General features: G+C 34.9%; 10 protein-coding genes. 6 read left to right on the top strand and 4 right to left on the bottom strand.

Annotated features, from left to right (window positions below; translation table 11 throughout):
* Positions 1–78: 78 nt before the first annotated feature.
* The 3 genes from KPL75_RS13380 to map form a co-directional block, all read right to left on the bottom strand.
* Positions 79–1,479, bottom strand: coding sequence for a M28 family metallopeptidase (locus KPL75_RS13380; RefSeq protein WP_219920974.1), 1,401 nt, complete (start codon positions 1,477–1,479; stop codon positions 79–81).
* A 574-nt stretch (positions 1,480–2,053) separates the two neighbouring features.
* Positions 2,054–10,822, bottom strand: a complete 8,769-nt coding sequence (locus tag KPL75_RS13375) for a SpaA isopeptide-forming pilin-related protein (protein ID WP_219920973.1) — start codon at positions 10,820–10,822, stop codon at positions 2,054–2,056.
* 775 nt (positions 10,823–11,597) lie between these two features.
* Entirely contained in the window at positions 11,598–12,392 is a 795-nt protein-coding gene (gene map / locus KPL75_RS13370; RefSeq protein ID WP_219920972.1) for a type I methionyl aminopeptidase, read from the bottom strand.
* A 157-nt stretch (positions 12,393–12,549) separates the two neighbouring features.
* On the opposite strand from map, the gene KPL75_RS13365 reads away from it, so the two are divergent.
* From KPL75_RS13365 to KPL75_RS13350, 4 genes are read left to right on the top strand one after another with little or no spacing between them, the layout of a single operon-like run.
* Positions 12,550–13,452: an ABC transporter ATP-binding protein gene (locus KPL75_RS13365; protein ID WP_219920971.1), complete on the top strand. Its 903-nt coding sequence runs from the start codon at positions 12,550–12,552 to the stop codon at positions 13,450–13,452.
* On the top strand, positions 13,449–14,183 hold the full coding sequence (locus KPL75_RS13360; RefSeq protein ID WP_002144692.1) for an ABC transporter permease: 735 nt from the start codon (positions 13,449–13,451) through the stop codon (positions 14,181–14,183). Before KPL75_RS13365 ends, KPL75_RS13360 begins: the two co-directional genes overlap by 4 nt.
* Positions 14,184–15,314 (top strand): sensor histidine kinase, encoded by a 1,131-nt coding sequence (locus KPL75_RS13355; RefSeq protein WP_219920970.1) that lies wholly within the window; start codon positions 14,184–14,186, stop codon positions 15,312–15,314. It abuts the gene before it with no gap.
* Positions 15,311–15,913, top strand: a complete 603-nt coding sequence (locus tag KPL75_RS13350) for a response regulator transcription factor (RefSeq protein WP_219920969.1) — start codon at positions 15,311–15,313, stop codon at positions 15,911–15,913. Before KPL75_RS13355 ends, KPL75_RS13350 begins: the two co-directional genes overlap by 4 nt.
* Positions 15,914–15,950: 37 nt before the next feature.
* Here KPL75_RS13350 and KPL75_RS13345 read toward each other — a convergent pair whose 3' ends face one another.
* Positions 15,951–17,702: a M4 family metallopeptidase gene (locus KPL75_RS13345; protein ID WP_219920968.1), complete on the bottom strand. Its 1,752-nt coding sequence runs from the start codon at positions 17,700–17,702 to the stop codon at positions 15,951–15,953.
* Between the two features lie 171 nt (positions 17,703–17,873).
* On the opposite strand from KPL75_RS13345, the gene plcR reads away from it, so the two are divergent.
* Positions 17,874–18,731, top strand: a complete 858-nt coding sequence (gene plcR, locus KPL75_RS13340; RefSeq protein WP_105586085.1) for a transcriptional regulator PlcR — start codon at positions 17,874–17,876, stop codon at positions 18,729–18,731.
* Between the two features lie 87 nt (positions 18,732–18,818).
* Complete coding sequence (locus tag KPL75_RS13335; protein ID WP_002034882.1) at positions 18,819–18,965, top strand: quorum-sensing peptide PapR; 147 nt, start codon at positions 18,819–18,821, stop codon at positions 18,963–18,965.
* Positions 18,966–18,979: the final 14 nt, after the last annotated feature.

Raw genomic sequence — 18,979 nt, 5'->3', positions numbered from 1 at the left:
AGGAGAAAATATGCTTTTATGCATATATGTTTTTTCTCAATAAAAGACCACTGATAAAATCAGTGGTCTTTTAAAGCGTTAAGCAGCCTTTTGTTCAGTTTGAGTAACAGGTGTTTGAAGTGTATTATAAACTCCTGTCCCGATAACTTCTAATGCCATTTTCATACGTTCAGGCGAAATGTTTTCTAGCACATTATCTTGGGGTGTATGGTATACCTTTTCAATATGATAGATTAATGGATTCCAACTATCGACGCCCATCCAAATAAATAGTGCAGAAGGAATACCCACTTCAGAAAATGGTACGTGATCACTAGAGCCAAATTTCCCTTGAAGAACGAGATCATTATTTAATTGTTTACCTGCTTGTAAGGCAGCATCTGTTACAAGGTTTGTTGAGCCATCAGGAGTCATTGCATATAAATTCTTTGCTTTATCATAATTTGTTGCAACCATGTCTGCGTTAAAGACACCTAAAATTCGATCGCGTTCTTTTTGGGACAGACTATTAACATAATAATCAGAGCCAAGTAAGCCAGTTTCCTCAGAACCAAAAGCAATAAAACGAATTTCTTTATTAGTTTCTACATTTTGAAAAGCACGAGCCAGTTCTAATACTAATCCTGTACCAGAAGCATTATCATTTGCCCCAGGTGCTCCAACGACACTATCGTAGTGTGAACTTACAACGACGGCCTTTTCATTACCTGTACTATTTTTTGGTTTCTTTTTTGCGATGACATTTAAGGATGTTAAATTAGATTCATGTCTCGCTTTTAGGGAAAGAATTGTTGTCTCTTTTTTAGCGATTTCTTCTTTAAATGCATTCCCTTGAGCATAAGCAAGACCGAAGACAGGGATAGACTGTTTTTTAGTTAAGCGAGGATTGAAAGTTTGTCCATAGTTTCCGCGTCCGCCAATTAAGCTGTATAAAAGAACACCTTTTGCCCCTTTACTAACAGCATTTTCAACTTGTTTATTATAATCTGCTACTGTTGAACCCCTTTCGAATAAAACAATTTTTCCGTTTACCTCATTTGGAATATCGTCTAATTTTGTACCACCTTGAACAAAGATAAGCGGAGCTGTAACAGCTTCTGTAGAAATTAGTGCATTTGGAGCAGCACCAGCTTGCCAATTACGCTTTGTCCCAAATGGTGATTCGATAAATCCAACGTATTGATCCGGCACTTGAAAGGGCTGATATTCTACTTCATATCCCATTGATTTAAGCTTTATACCAACATAGCGAGAAGCCCATTCTTCTGATTTTGTACCACCTGGCCGGGGACCGATTGTTTCGGATAAGAAACGGATATGCTCGATGGCGCGGTTTGCATCAACTTGTTTTGTAATAGGTGGAGTCTGTGTAATTTCTGACGTGGAATCAGCTTTTGCTTGTCCGATTGGAGCTAAGCTAACGGCGAGTGATACAGCAAGCAAGGAGCTTACTATTTTTTGTTTCAGTGATTTTCTCATTTTTTCCTCTCCCATTCTTCTATTCTCTCTGACTGACAAAAGAAGACGGATAACGACTTTATACTGCTATTTTTGAGCAGCACTATTGTGGGCTAATAATCAGTGAGGGATGAACAAAAACCTCAATGATTAAAGTTTCATTTTATTTTACCTTTATATGTATGAATTTTAAATAATTGTATGTTGAGAAATAAAAAAACGCTATATGCACATTTACATATTTTCAGCGAAGATATGTATGCTATCATTTTAAATGAAGGTTCGCTTTCTGTTCGGAAGGCTCCTACATTGCATGAATCTAGTGTACCCAAACTTTAGATTATGTAGGGAAAAGGGATCCGTTATAGGGTTTCTTTTCTTTTGTTTGAATCATGTGATGGTAACTATGTTTCCGCATTTCATAATTGCCATCAGTGATATATGTAAGGCATCCATATGAAAATACGAGGCTGTTCAAGAGTTTTCCGTACTTTTGGACAGCCTCACCCCGTTAAAAAGACGATACTTTATGTATCGTCTTTTTTGTGCAAAAAAACAGCCAATCAATTTATTAATTGATTGGCTGTAAAACATATTATTTATAATGTTTTTTACGTTTTGTAGCTAAAATACTTAACAATCCAGCCAGTAGAAGAACGATACCTGCTGCTTGTGTATGATTTTCTCTATGACCTGTGTTTGGAAGTTTTTTATCTATATTTCGATCATCTTGCTGTTTGTTTGTCTGTGTTTCAGGATTTCCTTTTTCTAGTTCCTTGGAAGTTTCTTTTCCAGGTTTCTCCTCTTTATTTGGAGGAGTAATTGGTTTATCATCTCCACCTGGTGAAGATTCGATTTTCTTATTTGAAACTGTAATTTGTAGTGGTGCAGCTTGAGCTTTTTCAATTGTAAAGTTTATTGGTGAAGCATCTAATTGATAGCCTTCAGGAGCCTTTGTTTCCACTAATTGATAATTACCAGGTCTCAAATCATTTATGATTAATTTACCGTGTTGGTCTGTTTTTAGACCTTCTCGGATTATTTTCCCATCCTGGTCTAAGATATTGAAAATGGCACCTTCAAGTGTTCCACGATGATCAATATCGACTTTAGTTAACTCAATTGAACCCTTTGTTAAACTATTTAAAGCTGTAACAGGGGTAACCCCAGATTGTCCCTGCGTAATTGTGAAGGGAATTGGCTTAGCATTTAAATCATAGCCAGTAGGAGCTTTCGTTTCAACGAATTGATAGTCTCCTGGACGTAAATCGGAAACGGAAATTTTTCCATGTACATCTGTTGTAAGGTCAGTATGAACATCGTTACTGTTCATATCAACGATTTTAAATACTGCACCTTTAAGAGTAGAACCATCGACGTCATCTACTTTAGAAAGTTCGACAGCACCTTTTGTTAAGCTGTTAGTAGCAGTAACAGAAGCGATTTTTTCTTGACTCTTTTTAACTGTAAACTTAATAGGTGTTTCGTTTAAGTCATAGTGTTCAGGAGCTTTTGTTTCGATAAACTCATAGTCTCCTGGTTGTAAGTTATCAATGACTAAACGGCCGTTTTTATCAGTAGTCAAATCGGTACGGACGTCGTGTCCATCTTTATTAACAATTTTAAATACTGCACCCTCAAGGGTTGTATTTTTTTCAACATCGTCCACTTTAATTAACTCCACACTACCTTTCGTTAAGCTGTTAGTAGCTGTAACGAAGACGTGCTTTGTTTGACTTCTTTCAATTGTGAACTTAATTGGTTCTTCATTTAAGTCATAATGTTTCGGAGCTTTCGTTTCAATGAATTGATAATCTCCTGGTTGTAAGTCTTTAGCAATGATTTTACCGTCTTTATTTGTAACTAAATTCGTACGAATGTCGTTACCGTTCATATCAGTAATTTTAAATACTGCACCTTCAAGTATTTCTTTCGTATCTACAGAGTCAACTTTAGTTAATTCCACGCCGCCTTTTGTTAGGCCATTCTTAGCGGTAACAGAAATAGGTTCCGCTTGTCCTTTTTCGATTGTGAATGGAATCGGTTCTTTATTTAAATCGTAGTGTTTCGGCGCTGTTGTCTCGATGAATTGATACTCACCAGGACGTAGGTCAGAAACACTGATTTTACCTTGTTGATTCGTAATAAGATCTTTGCGAATTGCAGTACCATTCATATCAACAATTTTAAATACCGCGCCTTCAAGAGTAGTGCCATCGACGTCATCCACTTTAGAAAGTTCCACGCCGCCTTTTGTTAAACTATTTTTCATAGTAATAGTAGCAATATCTTTCTGGCTTTTTTCAATTGTAAATACAATTGGTTTTTTATCTAAATCATAATGTTCAGGAGCCGTTGTTTCGACAAATTGATACGTACCAGGACGTAAGTTTTCAACAACGATTTTTCCTTCACCGTTTGTTTTTAAATCTGTTTTAAGTACTTTGCCATTTTGATCTAATAAATTAAATACAGCATTAGCAAGTTTTGTTTGATCGTTTAGGTCATCAACTTTAAGTAGTTCGATACTACCTTGTTGTAAGCTATTTTTAGCAGTTAAAGAAATGGCTTTCTTCTGTCCTTTTTCGATAGTGAAACTGATAGGTGTTTCATCTAAAACGTAATGCTTTGGAGCTTTCGTTTCGATGAATTGGTAATCACCAGGACGTAGGTCTTTAACTTCGATTTTCCCTTGTTCATTTGTAACAAGGTCTTTATGAATTACATCACCATTCATATTAACGATTTTGAATACCGCACCTTCAAGAGTAGTGCCATCAACATCATCAACTTTAGAAAGTTCAATTGCACCCTTTGTTAAAGCATTCGTAGCCGTAACATGAAGAGTTTCAATTTGGCTTTTCTTAATTGTAAATACGATAGGTTTTTTGTCTAAATCGTAATGTTCAGGAGCCGTTGTCTCAACGAATTGATACGTACCAGGACGTAGATTTTCAACAACAATTTTTCCTTCACCATTTGTTTTTAAGCCTTCTTCAACTAGCTCTCCGTCTGCGTCTAATAAATTAAATACAGCGTTAGCAAGTTTTGTATCGATATTAATATCGTCAATTTTAGTTAATTCAACGCTACCTTTTTTCAAAGTATTTTTACCTGTAACAGTGATCTCCTTCGTTTGACTTCTTTCAATTGTAAATGGAATCGATGTCTCGTCTAATACATAATGCTCAGGGGCCTTTGTTTCAATAAATTGATAGTCTCCCGGACGTAAATCAGAAACAGAAATTTCACCATTGTCATCTGTAACAAGGTTTGTATGAACTTCCTTACCATCCATGTCAACGATTTTAAAGATTGCACCTTTCAGCATCGTACGATCGATGTCATCGATTTTTGTTAATGTTACTGCACCTTTCTTTAAGCTGTTAGTAGCAGTAACAGTAATATTCTCTTTTTGACTTTTTTCGATAGTAAACGGAATAGGGTCTTTGCTTAAGATATAGTCTTTTGGAGCTGTCACTTCAATAAATTGATAATCTCCAGGACGTAAATCAGAAGCAGTAACTTTACCGTGTTTATCAGTCGTTAAACCTTTGCGAATTACCTTTTTAGTATCATGAGCGTCAACAATTATAAATTCTGCACCTTCAAGAGTAGTGCCATCAACATCATCAACTTTAGTTAAAGTGACGCCACCTGTAAGTAAACTATTTTTTACAGTAACAGGGATAGGAAGATCTTCCTTGCTACCTTTTTTAATCGTGAACTTAATAGGTTTTTTGTCTAATTTATAATGTTCAGGAGCTTCTGTTTCAATAAATTGGTAATCGCCTGGTGCTAACTCAGGAATAACTAGTACCCCATAATCATCTGTTTTTAAATCTTTCATAATTTCGTTGCCAGTTGCGTCCTGTAATGTGAATACCGCGCCAGCAAGAGTTATATTGCTTTCCACATCATCTTCTTTAATTAGTTTGACTTTACCTTTCGTCAAGCTATTTTTAAATGTAAGTGGAATTAGCTTTTGTTGCCCTTTTTCGATTGTGAATTCAATTGGTTCTACATTTACATCGTAATAAGTAGGGGCCTTTGTTTCGATTAGTTTATAGTTACCAGGGCGTAAGTCGTCCACAACTAATTTCCCATCACTATTCGTAACAAGGTCCTTATGAATTACCTTTGTATCATCATTTGCATCCACAATTTTAAATACTGCACCTTCAAGGGTTTCCTTAGCATTTACAGAATCAACTTTTGTTAATTCAATACCGCCTTTCGTTAAGCTGTTAGTAGCAGTAACTTTAATAGCAGATGCTTGGCTCTCCTTAATTGTAAATTCAATCGGTTTTTTATTTAAGTCGTAATGCTCAGGAGCTTTCGTTTCGATAAATTTATAGTTACCTGGACGTAAACCAGTAGCAATAATTTTACCTTCTTGATTCGTAACTAATTCTGTACGGACATCTTCATTTTTGTCATTAACAATTTTGAAAACAGCACCTGTGAGTGCAGTTCCGTCAATATCATCCACTTTTATTAGTTCAACATCGCCTGGCAGTAGACCATTTTCAGCTGTAATAACAATTGATATTTTTTGATCTTTCTCAATTGTAAATTCAATTGGTGTTGATCGTAGTTCATAATGTTCAGGAGCTTTCGTTTCAATAAATTTATATTTGCCTGGACGTAAATCAGAAACTTTAATAGTTCCATCCGTATCGGTAGTTAAGTCTGTACGAACGTCTTCGTTCTTTTCATTAACGATTTTGAACATGGCTCCAGCAAGAGGGGTCTTTTTATCAAATTCATCGACTTTTAATAACTCAACGGCACCTGTTGTTAAACTGTTTTTTGCCGTAATTGGAATGATACTTGTTTGACTTTTCTCGATTGTAAACGGAATTAGTTCTTTATTTAAGTCGTAGTATTTAGGTGGTGTTGTTTCAATAAATTGATACTCACCAGGCTCTAAATCTTTAACGGTTAAAGTTCCATCTTTTTCTGTTTTTAAGTTTGTACGGACGTCTTCGTTTTTGGCGTTAACAATTTTGAATACCGCACCTTCAAGAGTAGTGCCATCAACATCATCTACTTTTGTTAAAGTAACGCCACCTTTAGTTAAAGTGTTTTTTGCTTTAACGGAAGCTGCTGTAGTTTGGCTTTTTTCTATTTCGAATAGGATAGGTGTTTTGTCTAATTCATAATGCTCAGGAGCTTTTGTTTCGACAAATTGGTATTTACCAGGACGTAAATCTTTTGCTTCGATTTGTCCATGTTCATTTGTTGTTAATTTCTCATATCCAGGAATATTTTTTCCGTTGCGATCTTGAACAGTAAACTCTGCTCCTGCTAAAGCTTTATTATGATTATCAACTTTTGTTAAAAGAGCAGATCCTTTAGTTAAACTATTTGTCGCAGTTCGGTTCACTACTGTCGTTTGATCTTCAGAGATAGTAAAGCGAATAAGTTTACTATCTAGTTGATAATGCTCAGGAGCCTTCGTTTCTTGTAAGTAGTAAGTTCCTGGCTTTAATTCATCTATAATAATTTGTCCGTTATTATTTGTTGTTAATTCTTTGTGTTCTGGAATTACTTTTTTGTCTTTATCAAGTAGTGTGAAAACGGCACCTTGCAGTGTTACGTTTTTATTCAGGTCATCAGACTTTGTTAAAACTACTTTCCCGACAAATTTCTTATTTGCAAGTGTATATGTTGTAGTCTCTTGTGTACCAAGTTCAACAATTTTCCCTTGTTTTAAATCCCAGCTAATTACATAGCCTTCAGGAGCTGTTGTTTCTTTTAATAAATATTTATCGCGTTTTAAGTTATTAAATTTAGCAATCCCGTCTTTGTCTGTTGTTATTTTACGGATAACGGTTTTCCCTGTACGATCGTATAAAGTAAATTCTGCTCCGGCCAATGGTGCTTTCTTATTGTCGTTATCAACCTTTATAATTTCAAGGTTTCCGCGGCCTTTGGTAGCAGATCCTCCGCCCGAACCGGAAGACATTCGTACTTCAATCGTTTCGGTAGTTTCTGTATTTGTTACTGTTAACTTATTGCCTGCGATTTTCGCTTTATTACTTACTTTTTCTTTATCGTCTGCATTAATAAGTGAACGATATTCTAAAATATAAGCTCGATCAATTTTTTTCAAGAAGGCAATTTCGAAATGTTGCTTTCCGGTATTATTGTCTGTTGTGATCTTTAACTTATAGTCTGTTCCTTGTTTTAATTCATTTACTGTATCTTTTGTTAAATTTCCATATGGATCGACAGTTGTAGGATATAAGTGGAATGAATCTTCCACAAGTACCTGATTGTCTGTTGGATCGTCTGTTACAACTGCGTCTGCAATGGTTGATTGGCTTTCGTTAATTGCAATACTCCAATTAATATAGTTGTCATCTTGTATAGCTTTTTTTGTAACAAAGCTACCACCTTTATTTACTTGAGCATCACCTTTAAGAGTGTTAACAATTTTAGAGCCATCTTTTAAATCGGCCTCGTTGTTGTAGGTAGCTTGGATAAGCTCACCATCAAGGCTTGTTTTAAAGATAATATAATAAGGTGAATTAATTGATTGTTTGAAATGAACCTTTAGGGTGCTGTTATTTTTATCTGTAGGTTCTTCAAGTTCATATTGCTCAGTTGGTACAGCATTACCAGGTCTTGCATTATCCGGGCTTCCATTTAAAATCATGTCACGTACTTCAATGGATCCTGGTACTAACTTTTGTTTATCTTTTATTACGTCTATGACATAAGGATCTTTAATCTCAACATTATTATAATTGAAGCCTATTATCCAAGTAATTTCCTTTATTTGGGCGTTATAAGAACCGTATTTATACCCATTCGCCTTTGTGAAAGTATCAGGATCAAAATTCGCTGCATCTTTATTTGATTGTGGCTTAGAATCGGTATCTATCCAAGATAAGTTACCTGTATTTTTAAATGAAGTTTGGCCACTTTCTAATTTTGTATAATCAAAGTCTGTAGTATATTTTACGACTAATGTCTTTGTCATATTAGACTGATATGTACCTATAAGAGTAATGTTGAAACCTTTATCCGTCACATCTAAAACATAGTCAGTCCCAGCTTGAAGAGTATAATCTCCGTCTTTAATTTCTAGTTTCTTATCTTTTAATTGCAATCCACCATGATCAAAGGTATCCGTAATGGTCGCGTTGTTTAATGGATAGTTGTTATTATTTACTATAATTGTCCAAGTTGTTGTTTTGTCTTTGTAGTTTGTTTCAGCTTTATTATTAGATTTAATAATGTTTTGCTGCTTGAAGCCGGCTTCATTTTCTTTACTTGAACCATTATCAGCTGTAACTGTATTTTTTACTTTTCCATCTGTTATGACGTTATCAGTTGGCTTTGTTTTATAGGTAATTACATAAGCACTATTAATATCCTCATTAAACTGTAGGTCGAATCCATTTTTCTTTTTACTTACAGTGTAATTAGTAACAGCGTCTCCTGTTACAAGCTTTCCTTTATCATCATATGAAGCATTTTTCACGACAATAGAATTTTCATCTAGTACATGTGCAGCGTCAAAAACATCTTTTAAAATTGCATCTGTTTTTTTGATATCTCTTTGATCACCATTGTAAGTAATTGTCCATTCAATCATTTGCGTCTTTGGATCATATTTACTCGTTTTGTTTAAATGTGTACCACGAGAAACCGTTACAGTAGAGCTTGCGTTTTGTTGCTTTTGATTATCACTCGTTATCGTAACGTTATTTTGGAAATTTTCAACATTTTCATCAGTAATTTTTGTGGTATATTCGATTTGGTATGCTTTATCGATGTTATCTTTAAAAGCAATCTCCAATTTTGAACCATCCGATGAAGTGATTTTGTAATCTGCTGGATCAGCTTCTGCACCACGTGTTGCGTTCCCATTAACATCAACTTCTAAATAATAAACTTTAATAGAATCTTTATTTAAGTTTGTACCTTGTGGGATAGTATCTTTAAAAACAGCGTTTATAAGCTTATCTTTCGTTTTATTCATTTCTACTGTCCAATTAATTTCATTTGTATTAATTGGCCTATCAGGTAACCCTTTTTTATTCGTAGCTGTTTGGACATTAGGCTTAAAGTCAACTGTAATAGAAACATCTTTATCTTTAATTGGGAAAGGAATTTCTTGTGTTGTTGTACCTTTAATTTCAGCTTTATTAAATTCTGTCTTTAATTGTAGGTTACCAACAAGATCTGGATGTTCTTCAACATAATCGTTGAATGTCATTGTGACCTTTCCTTCTTTTGTAACAGTAAAGTTTCCAATTGTGTTGTTTTCGCTATCGTATAAAGGACTGTTAATTGTATTGTAAATCTTAAAATGTTTAGGAAGATCAAAAATATAGTAATCTCCACTTTTGACATTCATCGATTTTAAAAGTTCCCATGTAAACTCAATATTGGCAGGGGAATCTGTACTTGGACGGTTATCCTCTGTAAATGGTTTTCCGTCTTTGTCCGTTAACTTTACACCCGTTAAAATGTTTGTTGTTATTTGCTTTGGACCTGAATTTGTATTCTCAGCAGGATTGCTTGCTAATTTTTGTTCTGAGTTGTCAGTGGCTTGCTTAGCTGCTGGATTTTGTTCCGGATTGTCGGTAACAGGTTTAGCTGCTGGATTTTGTTCCGGATTGTCAGTAACAGGTTTAGCTGCTGGATCTTGTTCCGGATTGTCAGTAACAGGTTTAGTTGCTGGATTTTTCTCCGGATTATCAGTAACAGGTTTAGCTGCTGGATCTTGTTCCGGATTACCAGTAACAGGTTTAGCTACTGGATCTTGCGCTTGTTTATTAGTATCCTGTTTGGTTACATCTTCTTTAGAATCTTCTACTTGAACAGGAACTGAAATAGGATGAAGCATTGTTCCTAGAGGAAAAGCGATTTGAACTGATTTTTCTCCAGTTTTTAAAGTTGGATTAAATACAGTATCAAGTTTAATTTTTCCTTTAGCACCTTTTGAAATTTCTACTTGATCATTAAATATTAGCTTTAATTTATTATCTTTAGCTGTTATAAAATATTGACCAATATTTTTTTGATCTGCTACTAAATTCCCTTGCGAATCTTTAGATACTTTTAATGCAAGTGGTATTTGAAGTACTGCGGTATCGTTTGCATGTACAACTTGTTGATCTTTTATTGACCAAGCGTATTCAACTTGAATAGTTGATCCTATCTTTATTAAGTTGTTAGGATTTTTTGCTTCGTCAATAATATGATTAGTTGCATCTTTCATTTCAACAGTGTCAAATAATGAATCTCCTGTTAAGGTTTCCGCTCGTACTTGATTGTATGGAAAACTAGCAAGCTGCGAAAATAGTACGAATACAGTTAAACATATATTGAAAAGTTTTTTCATTGTTCCTCCTCTGAGCATCCCTTTGTCCATTGGGGGCTTATTCCACATGAACAAAGGGAATATTAAAAGTATTTGTTATAAGCGATTTGTTTTTACTATCCCTCCATTTCTATACGCGCTCTCCGACAAAAAAATGATATTCAATGTAGTGTTATTTAACGTAAAACAAAATGTATATTTACACATTTATATGGAAATATACACAATTCGACAAAAAATGCCGAAAAAAATACTGATATAAAAATGATATCAGCCCTTTATAGGTGAGAGTTTTCATGTAAATCAAATAAAAAGAATGGTTATAAAGGTAAGTTTTACGATACATGCTAACCAAAGTAATGTATCCCTTTGTGAAGGCTTGTTTTTGCCTTAAGGTTATGTGGAAATAAAAATCTAGATAGGGTTGATTTTGGTCAGAATGAAGAGAATATGTACTTTGAAAATAGTCATCTGTTTTGTCTAAAGAGAGTTTTACGATTAGTGGACCGAAGTGGAAATACGATTGTTTCTTACACTGTTAGAGGAATATAAGAATTACAGAATATTCGACTAATCCGTTACTACGGTCATTTTTGAAACTGTTTTAAATAATAAAAAAGAAGGTACGTTACTTCTTAGCGACAATATCTTTTTAGTAAAGATAAGCCTAAATAACCTTCGCTAAAGATTATATACTTAAATGATAAAGAGTTCAACAGTATTTCATATATTTTCCAAAAGTGAAAAAACGACTGTTTTATGTAGAATCAATCTACAAAACAGTCGTTTTTTTGTATTATATTTCTGTTAAAATTATTGGCTCACCACGTGTTACGACAACTGTATGTTCACATTGTGCAACAAGGCTTTTGTCTGGTGTCACGAATGTCCAGCCGTCATCACCGCGTTCGATAATATGATCCGCTTTCATAGAGATAAATGGCTCTACAGCGATAACAAGGCCGTCTTTTAGAAGAGCATTATCCATTGGATCATAGTAGCTTAAAATGTGGTTCGGAGCTTCGTGTAAGCTAAGACCGATACCATGACCAGTTAAGTTTTGAATAACGCTATATCCACTTTTATGTGCAAAGTTAGAAACAGCACGACCAATTTGATTTTGTTTTGATCCAGCTTTTACTTTTTTCATTGCTTCCCAAAAAGCATCAACAGCTGCTTGGCAAAGCTTTTCTTTTTCTTCGTCTTCACCAAGAACAAATGAAATACCCGTATCAGCATAATAACCGTCAAGTGCTGCTGATACGTCTACGTTTACTAAATCGCCTTCTTTTAATACGCGATCTCCTGGAATACCGTGAGCAACTTCTTCATTTACACTAATGCAAGTTACGCCTGGGAATTTATATTCTTTTTCAGGTGCTGACATAGCACCGTGCTCATCTAATACCTTTTTACCAATTAAATCTAGCTCTTTCGTTGTCATACCTGGCTTCGCTTGCTTTTTCATTTCTTCGCGTGCAAGTGCAACGATGCGGCCGATTTTTCGTAAACCCTCTAAATCTTGTTCATTACGAATAATCATGAAAACCACTGTCCTTCCTCGAATAGATATCTTATCCGATTGTATCATGTTTATTTTGCTCCTGCTACTTACGTGCGGTATGCGGGGTGATTCTGCTCATAGAGAATACATGACAATTGTCATATTGATGTCATGACGCATCATACTGTTTCCTAACTTTTCCAAGGAATACAATGTAAATATAAGAAACGGCGGGGGTGGAGAGATGGAAAAGATTATTGAAGTAAATGGTGTTTCTAAAACATTTAAACATAAAAAAGCAGTAAATAACGTTTCATTTCATGTAAATAAAGGGCAAATAGTAGCATTACTCGGTCCAAATGGTGCGGGGAAAACAACGACAATTTCAATGATGCTCGGATTAAAAGATCCGACAGAGGGGAATGTCTCTATATTTGGAAAGAGTCCGAAGCACAGAGATGTTCGTAATAGCCTCGGTGCGATGCTACAAGAAGTAAGTGTGATTGATAGTATCACGGTAGAAGAAGCAATCGAGTTATTCCGTAGTTATTATACGAATCCAGTAGCGAAAGAAACATTACTTCAGTTATCAAATTTAGAATCAGAGCGAAAGCAAAGATGTGAGAAATTATCGGGTGGCCAAAAGAGAAGGTTAAATTTTGCACTGGCACTTGCAGGAAATCCAGAGTTGTTATTTTTAGATGAGCCGACAGTTGGAATGGATATTACGTCTCGAAAAACATTTTGGGAAACGATTAGAAAGTTAGCAAGTGAAGGGAAAACGATTATTTTAACGACGCACTATTTAGAAGAGGCAGATGCTTTAGCGGATCGGATTTTATTATTTGCGAACGGAAAGATCATCGCAGATGGTACGCCAGATGAAATGAAAGCGACAATCTCACAAAAAACAGTTTCGTTTGTTGCAGCAGAGAAAATACCAACAGCGTTATTAAAAGGATTGCCACATGTGACGGGAGTGCAGTTTCATGAAGCGCGTATTATTTTAAAGACGGATGATACAGATGCTACATTGCGAGCAATATTTAAGAAAGATTTACCTATTATGGATATTGCAGTTGAGCGCGGAAGTCTGGACGAAGCATTTGAACAGTTTGTCGCAAATCAGAAGGAGGAAATCGCATGAGAGCATTATGGATGCAATGTAAAATAGAGGTTTTACGTACGTTCCGCAATAAATTATTCATCTTTTTCTCATTATTAATGCCAGTTATGTTTTATTACATCTTTACAAATGTTGTTCAAGTCCCGCAAAACGGAGATGCATGGAAAGCACATTATTTAATTTCAATGGCGACTTTCAGTATTGTAGGGACTGCCCTTTTTAGTTTTGGTGTGAGACTTTCTCAGGAAAAAGGGCAAGGATGGACACATTTGTTAAAAATTACACCGCTTCCAGAGGGGGCATATTTAGCAGCTAAAATTATTGCTCAAACAGTAGTGAATGCTTTTTCAATCTTAGTTATTTTTATGGCAGGAATATTAATTAATAATGTTGAGTTAACGATAGGCCAATGGATTGGTGCAGGATTATGGCTATTACTAGGCGTGACACCATTTTTAGCCCTTGGAACAGTAATAGGTTCAATTAAGAAGGCGGATGCAGCAGCTGGTTTAGCCAATATTTTAAATATGTGTTTAGCAATTCTTGGCGGCTTATGGATGCCAATTGAAATATTTCCAAAAATATTAAGATCTATCGGTGAATGGACACCAACATATCACTTCGGAAGCGGGGCATGGGATATTGTAGCTGGAAAATCAATTGGATGGGAAAATATCGCGGTACTAGGAGGTTATTTCCTTATATTTGTTGTAGTATCAATATATATAAGAAAAAGACAGGAAGCGGTATAAATGATAGAGAAGAAGAGGATTGAGATTTTTCCGAAACATATGGGTTTCTTCCCGTATATGTGGTTAGTGTATCTGTTATTTCCAATTTATAATTTAACACAAGTATCAGGGGGGAAGCTTGTAATGGGGCTCGGTATGTTGATAGTATTCATTATCACATACCGTCAACTTTATTTTGTTCAGAAGACGTTCGTTTTGTGGGCGTGTATTCAAATGATATTAACCTTTTTATTTGCCATATTTTATAATCCTTTCATGATATTCTTTGGCTTTTTTACGGCAAGTGCGATGGGCTTTGCGCCAAGTAAAAAAGTATTTCGAGTGCTACTATGTCTGTTAGTTGTAATGCTCGGAGCATTTGTATTTGTAAATATGAATCAACTAACACCGGAAAATTTAGTGAATATAGTTCCAATGTTTATTTTAATGCTACTTACACCATTTGGAATGCGTAATTTTAATCAGAAAAAGATGTTAAAGAACCAATTAAACGAAGCAAACGAGCAAATTAAAGATTTAGTAAAACGGGAAGAACGGCAGCGAATTGCAAGAGATCTTCATGACACGTTAGGCCACACATTATCCCTTATTACGTTAAAAAGCCAGCTTGTTGAGAAGTTAATCGTAAAAAATCCAGAGCGTGCAAGTGTGGAAGCCAAGGAAATTACACAAACATCTCGTACCGCTTTAAAGCAGCTGAGGGAATTAATTTCTGATATGCGCATGATTACAGTAGAAGAAGAGCTTGAGCAAATAAAAGCAATCTTACAAGCAGCTAATATTGAATTGGAAATAAAGCAGGAAGCAAGTTCAAGTTCGTTATCACCAATTGAACAAAATATTGTCGGGATGTGTTTACGTGAGGCTGTTACGAACGTTGTAAAGCATAGTAAGGCATCGCGGTGTACAGTTTCTGTATTGGAATCACAGGGTGAATTAATCTTAACAGTAGAAGACAATGGTATCGGTTTAGAGGATCAAAATCATGATGGAAACGGTATCCGCGGTATGAAAGAGCGAATTGCTCTTATTGATGGATTTGTTGAACTAAATACGATAAATCCAGGGACGCTATTAACAGTGAAAGTCCCAGTTGTCATTAGAACAGGAAAAGATGAGGTGAGGGCATGATTCGAATTATTATTGCGGAAGATCAACGGATGCTTCGTGGTGCATTAGGAGCCCTGCTTGATCTAGAAGATGATATCGAAGTAATTGGGCAAGCAGCGAACGGGGAAGAGGCGCTAAAATTAATCGAATCGCTAAAACCCGATATAAGTATTATGGATATTGAAATGCCAATTCAAAGTGGTTTAGATGTTGCTGAAACGTTAAAGAAAGAAAAATCATATTGTAAAGTAATGATTTTAACAACATTTGCAAGGCCGGGGTATTTTGAAAGGGCGATGAAAGCTGGTGTGCACGGATACTTGTTAAAAGATAGCCCGAGTGAAGATTTAGCCGCAGCAATTCGTAATGTAATGAAGGGAAAACGAGAGGTTTCACAAGATTTAATGTTTGGTTTATGGCAGGAGCAAAATCCGTTATCAGATCGTGAAAAAGAAGTGCTGTTACTTGCGAAAGAAGGAAAGACAGCAAATGAAATTGCGAAAACACTTTATCTTTCACCTGGTACAGTACGTAATTATATTTCCGAAGTGTTAACGAAGCTCGACGCGAAAAATAGAATTGAGGCAATTACAATTGCGGAAGAAAAGGGATGGATATGAAAAGAAGTTTACCTACAAACGGTAAACTTCTTTTTTATTATTGTACTTCTATTACTCTATTTACTTTTTGTAATGGTTTATAACCATGTGCTTCAAATGCTTTTGCAAATTCATTTGATACAGCATTTCCGTATAAATCTTTTGCAGCCTGTACGATGTGGGACTGAAGTGATTCAAAATCTTCAGCTGAAGTTGCGTAGTTTTGCAATGCCCGCATAACAACTTTACTTACCTTTTCATTGCCTTGTTTTTGAACAGCAACATTGTTATATGTCTTACCCTCAGCTAATTGATATAATACGTGACTAATGATACCAGAATTTACGTGCGACTCTTGATCATTTCCGTCATTATAGAAATCTTGTAAGTTTGTATATAGTTTGTTGCCGCCGTCACCAATTTCCCCTGGGATGTCACGAATTGTTAGACCACCTAACGTATCACCCATAATCCAATTCCCTTTATCTTTCTTTACGTAATATTCTATTTGTGTACCCCAAAAATCTGCTAAACCTTCATTTAGCGCAGATGTTTCAGCACTTGGATATCGCACAATTTTATTTTTCGTCGTACCACTAAATACAGCATGTCCAAATTCATGGGCTGTTACGTCAAGAGCGGATGTTAATTTCCCGTTTAGACCGTCACCAAAGACCATTTGATTCCAACCTGGATGCCAAAACGCATTTACATAGTTTTCTTTTACACCATCACTAACTTCAGTAGAATCAAATCCGTGGACGCTAGCAACAACTTTTGAATCTTTATTATCGTAACTTTTTAGATTATGTTCTTTCTTAAAATAGTCGTAAATATTACTCATATTTTTCATAACGCCAGCTGCTTCTTTATCTGCAAAGTTCGAAGTGGTACTTGAAATAAGTGTCCCTGGATAACCGGCTTGGCTATCGCCACCAAGAGAGTCAGCATAGTCTGCGTTATAAATATAAATACCATTTCCACGGGATAAATCAGCTAAATAAAATTTTCCGTCAGTACCTTTTGCGATATTAAATAATACATTTTCTTGTAGTGCATTTTTCCCAGTTCCTTGTTCTTTCACTGGTGATAGTTTAGGTGCTGTTATTTGATTAATAGTTTTATTCTCTTTATTTTTAATGAACTTTTCTTGGAAAAGTACTTCACCAGTTTGTAAGTCCATGATTGCATTTCCGTTTATAACTTGTTCATTGTTTTCATAAGTAAATGTAAGGACCGTTGCGTATGTATAGTGCCCATCTTTTTTCTTATAAACTACCGTTTCGCTAGAAAATTCTGTTTCTGTCGCATCACTTGGAATTTGAAGTATATTGCATAATTTAGATTTTACTTCATTTTTCGACAAAAAATTTGTTATAGTAAGATTAAGTTGTTGGTCTAAATTTTGGGCAACTTTACCACTAACAGTTGTAATTATTCCGTTTTTATCTACTTTTACAATGAGATCTTGACCATATACTTTATAGTTTTTGTATGTTTGTGCAAGGCGTAATTCGGTTTGATTTTCTTTTGTTTCTTTATTTGTAGGTTGAAAATCGACATTCTTTTCAGTAGTAACTTGCTCTTGTTGAGCTTTAGCCCCATTTACCTCACCTTTTAAATACTTTTTAGCAATATTCTCTTTTGTATCGTTTTGAGGTTGTGTTAATTTTCCGATTGTTAAACCAGGCTGAGCAATTTCAACTTTCACTTCATTTTTATCTAATTCTTGAGCGTGAATAACTTCTGTTGATAAAGGACAAAGAAGACCGAATGTAACGAAAGCACTAGCAAGTTTTCTATAATTCATCTATAACACTCCTAATCTTGTATTGTGTATGTGAGATGAATTGTATGAGAAATTTGCCGAATTTTATATATATTATGCATTATTTCATATCAAAAATTGTCGAATTCACATTATTGTAGTGGTATGACAACTTAAAAAAATTAGATTGTTATAATGGGATGGTGAGTAAGTATGCATGCAGAAAAATTAGGAAGCGAAATAAAGAAAATTAGGGTAATGAGAGGATTGACACAGAAACAACTCTCCGATAATGTATGTCATCAATCGGAAGTGAGCAGAATTGAATCGGGCGCGGTATACCCAAGTATGGATATATTGCAAGGTATTGCGGCGAAATTACAAGTTCCCATTATTCATTTTTATGAGGTACTCATTTATTCCGATATTGAGAAGAAAAAGCAGTTTAAAGATCAAATTATTGTACTTTGTAAGCAAAAGAAATATAAAGAAATTTATAATAAAGTATGGAATGAACTGAAAAAGGAAGAATATCACCCTGAGTTTCAGCAGTTTCTTCAATGGCAATATCATGTATCTGCGTATGTGTTGAAGAAGATTGATTATGAATATTGTATTCTAGAGTTAAAAAAGCTACTAAATCAACAATTAACTGGGATAGATATGTATCAAAATCTTTATATAGAAAATGCAATTGCAAATATTTATGCTGAAAATAGCTATTTTAAGAAGAGCATTGAGTTATTTGAAGATATATTAAAACAATTAGAGGCATTGCATGATAATGAAGAATTTGACGTGAAGGTAAGGTATAATCATGCAAAAGCATTATACTTAGATGATCAATATGAAGAGTCACTTTATCAAGTAAATAAAGCGATTGAAATATCGTGCCGAATTAATAGTATGGCATTAATTGGACAGCTATATTATCAAAGAGGTGAATGCCTAGGGAAGTTGGAGTACGATGGGGCAGAGATTGAAGATGCATATAAAAAGGCAAGTTTCTTTTTTGATATATTAGAAATGCATGCATATAAAGAAGCGCTCGCAAATAAAATCAGTAGATAAACAGCCTAAAAAATGGATATGCATAATTGCATATGATATGGATAAATTTTCATGATATATTAAAAGAAAAAACGTGGGTGATGGAATATGAAGAAACTACTTATTGGTAGTCTATTAACGTTAGCGATGGCATGGGGTATTTCACTAGGGGATACAGCTTTAGAGAAAAGCCAAGTAATTTCTCATAACGATCAAGAGGTACAATTAGCTGCAGATCTACCTTTTGAATATTAAAAAAAACAACCGTC

It is taken from the genome of Bacillus sp. NP247 (assembly GCF_018966865.1).
In the GTDB taxonomy this organism is placed as follows: Bacteria; Bacillota; Bacilli; order Bacillales; family Bacillaceae_G; genus Bacillus_A.
The sequence above is the reverse complement of the archived record's forward strand: the minus strand, read 5'-3'. Positions and strand labels throughout refer to the sequence as shown.

Bases quoted from the DNA above. Each gene is read 5' to 3' on its own strand.
- KPL75_RS13380 (WP_219920974.1), bottom strand. From the start codon at position 1,479: ATGAGAAAATCACTGAAACAAAAAATAGTAAGCTCCTTGCTTGCTGTA.
- KPL75_RS13375 (WP_219920973.1), bottom strand. From the start codon at position 10,822: ATGAAAAAACTTTTCAATATATGTTTAACTGTATTCGTACTATTTTCG.
- map (WP_219920972.1), bottom strand. From the start codon at position 12,392: ATGATACAATCGGATAAGATATCTATTCGAGGAAGGACAGTGGTTTTC.
- KPL75_RS13365 (WP_219920971.1), top strand. From the start codon at position 12,550: ATGGAAAAGATTATTGAAGTAAATGGTGTTTCTAAAACATTTAAACAT.
- KPL75_RS13360 (WP_002144692.1), top strand. From the start codon at position 13,449: ATGAGAGCATTATGGATGCAATGTAAAATAGAGGTTTTACGTACGTTC.
- KPL75_RS13355 (WP_219920970.1), top strand. From the start codon at position 14,184: ATGATAGAGAAGAAGAGGATTGAGATTTTTCCGAAACATATGGGTTTC.
- KPL75_RS13350 (WP_219920969.1), top strand. From the start codon at position 15,311: ATGATTCGAATTATTATTGCGGAAGATCAACGGATGCTTCGTGGTGCA.
- KPL75_RS13345 (WP_219920968.1), bottom strand. From the start codon at position 17,702: ATGAATTATAGAAAACTTGCTAGTGCTTTCGTTACATTCGGTCTTCTT.
- plcR (WP_105586085.1), top strand. From the start codon at position 17,874: ATGCATGCAGAAAAATTAGGAAGCGAAATAAAGAAAATTAGGGTAATG.
- KPL75_RS13335 (WP_002034882.1), top strand. From the start codon at position 18,819: ATGAAGAAACTACTTATTGGTAGTCTATTAACGTTAGCGATGGCATGG.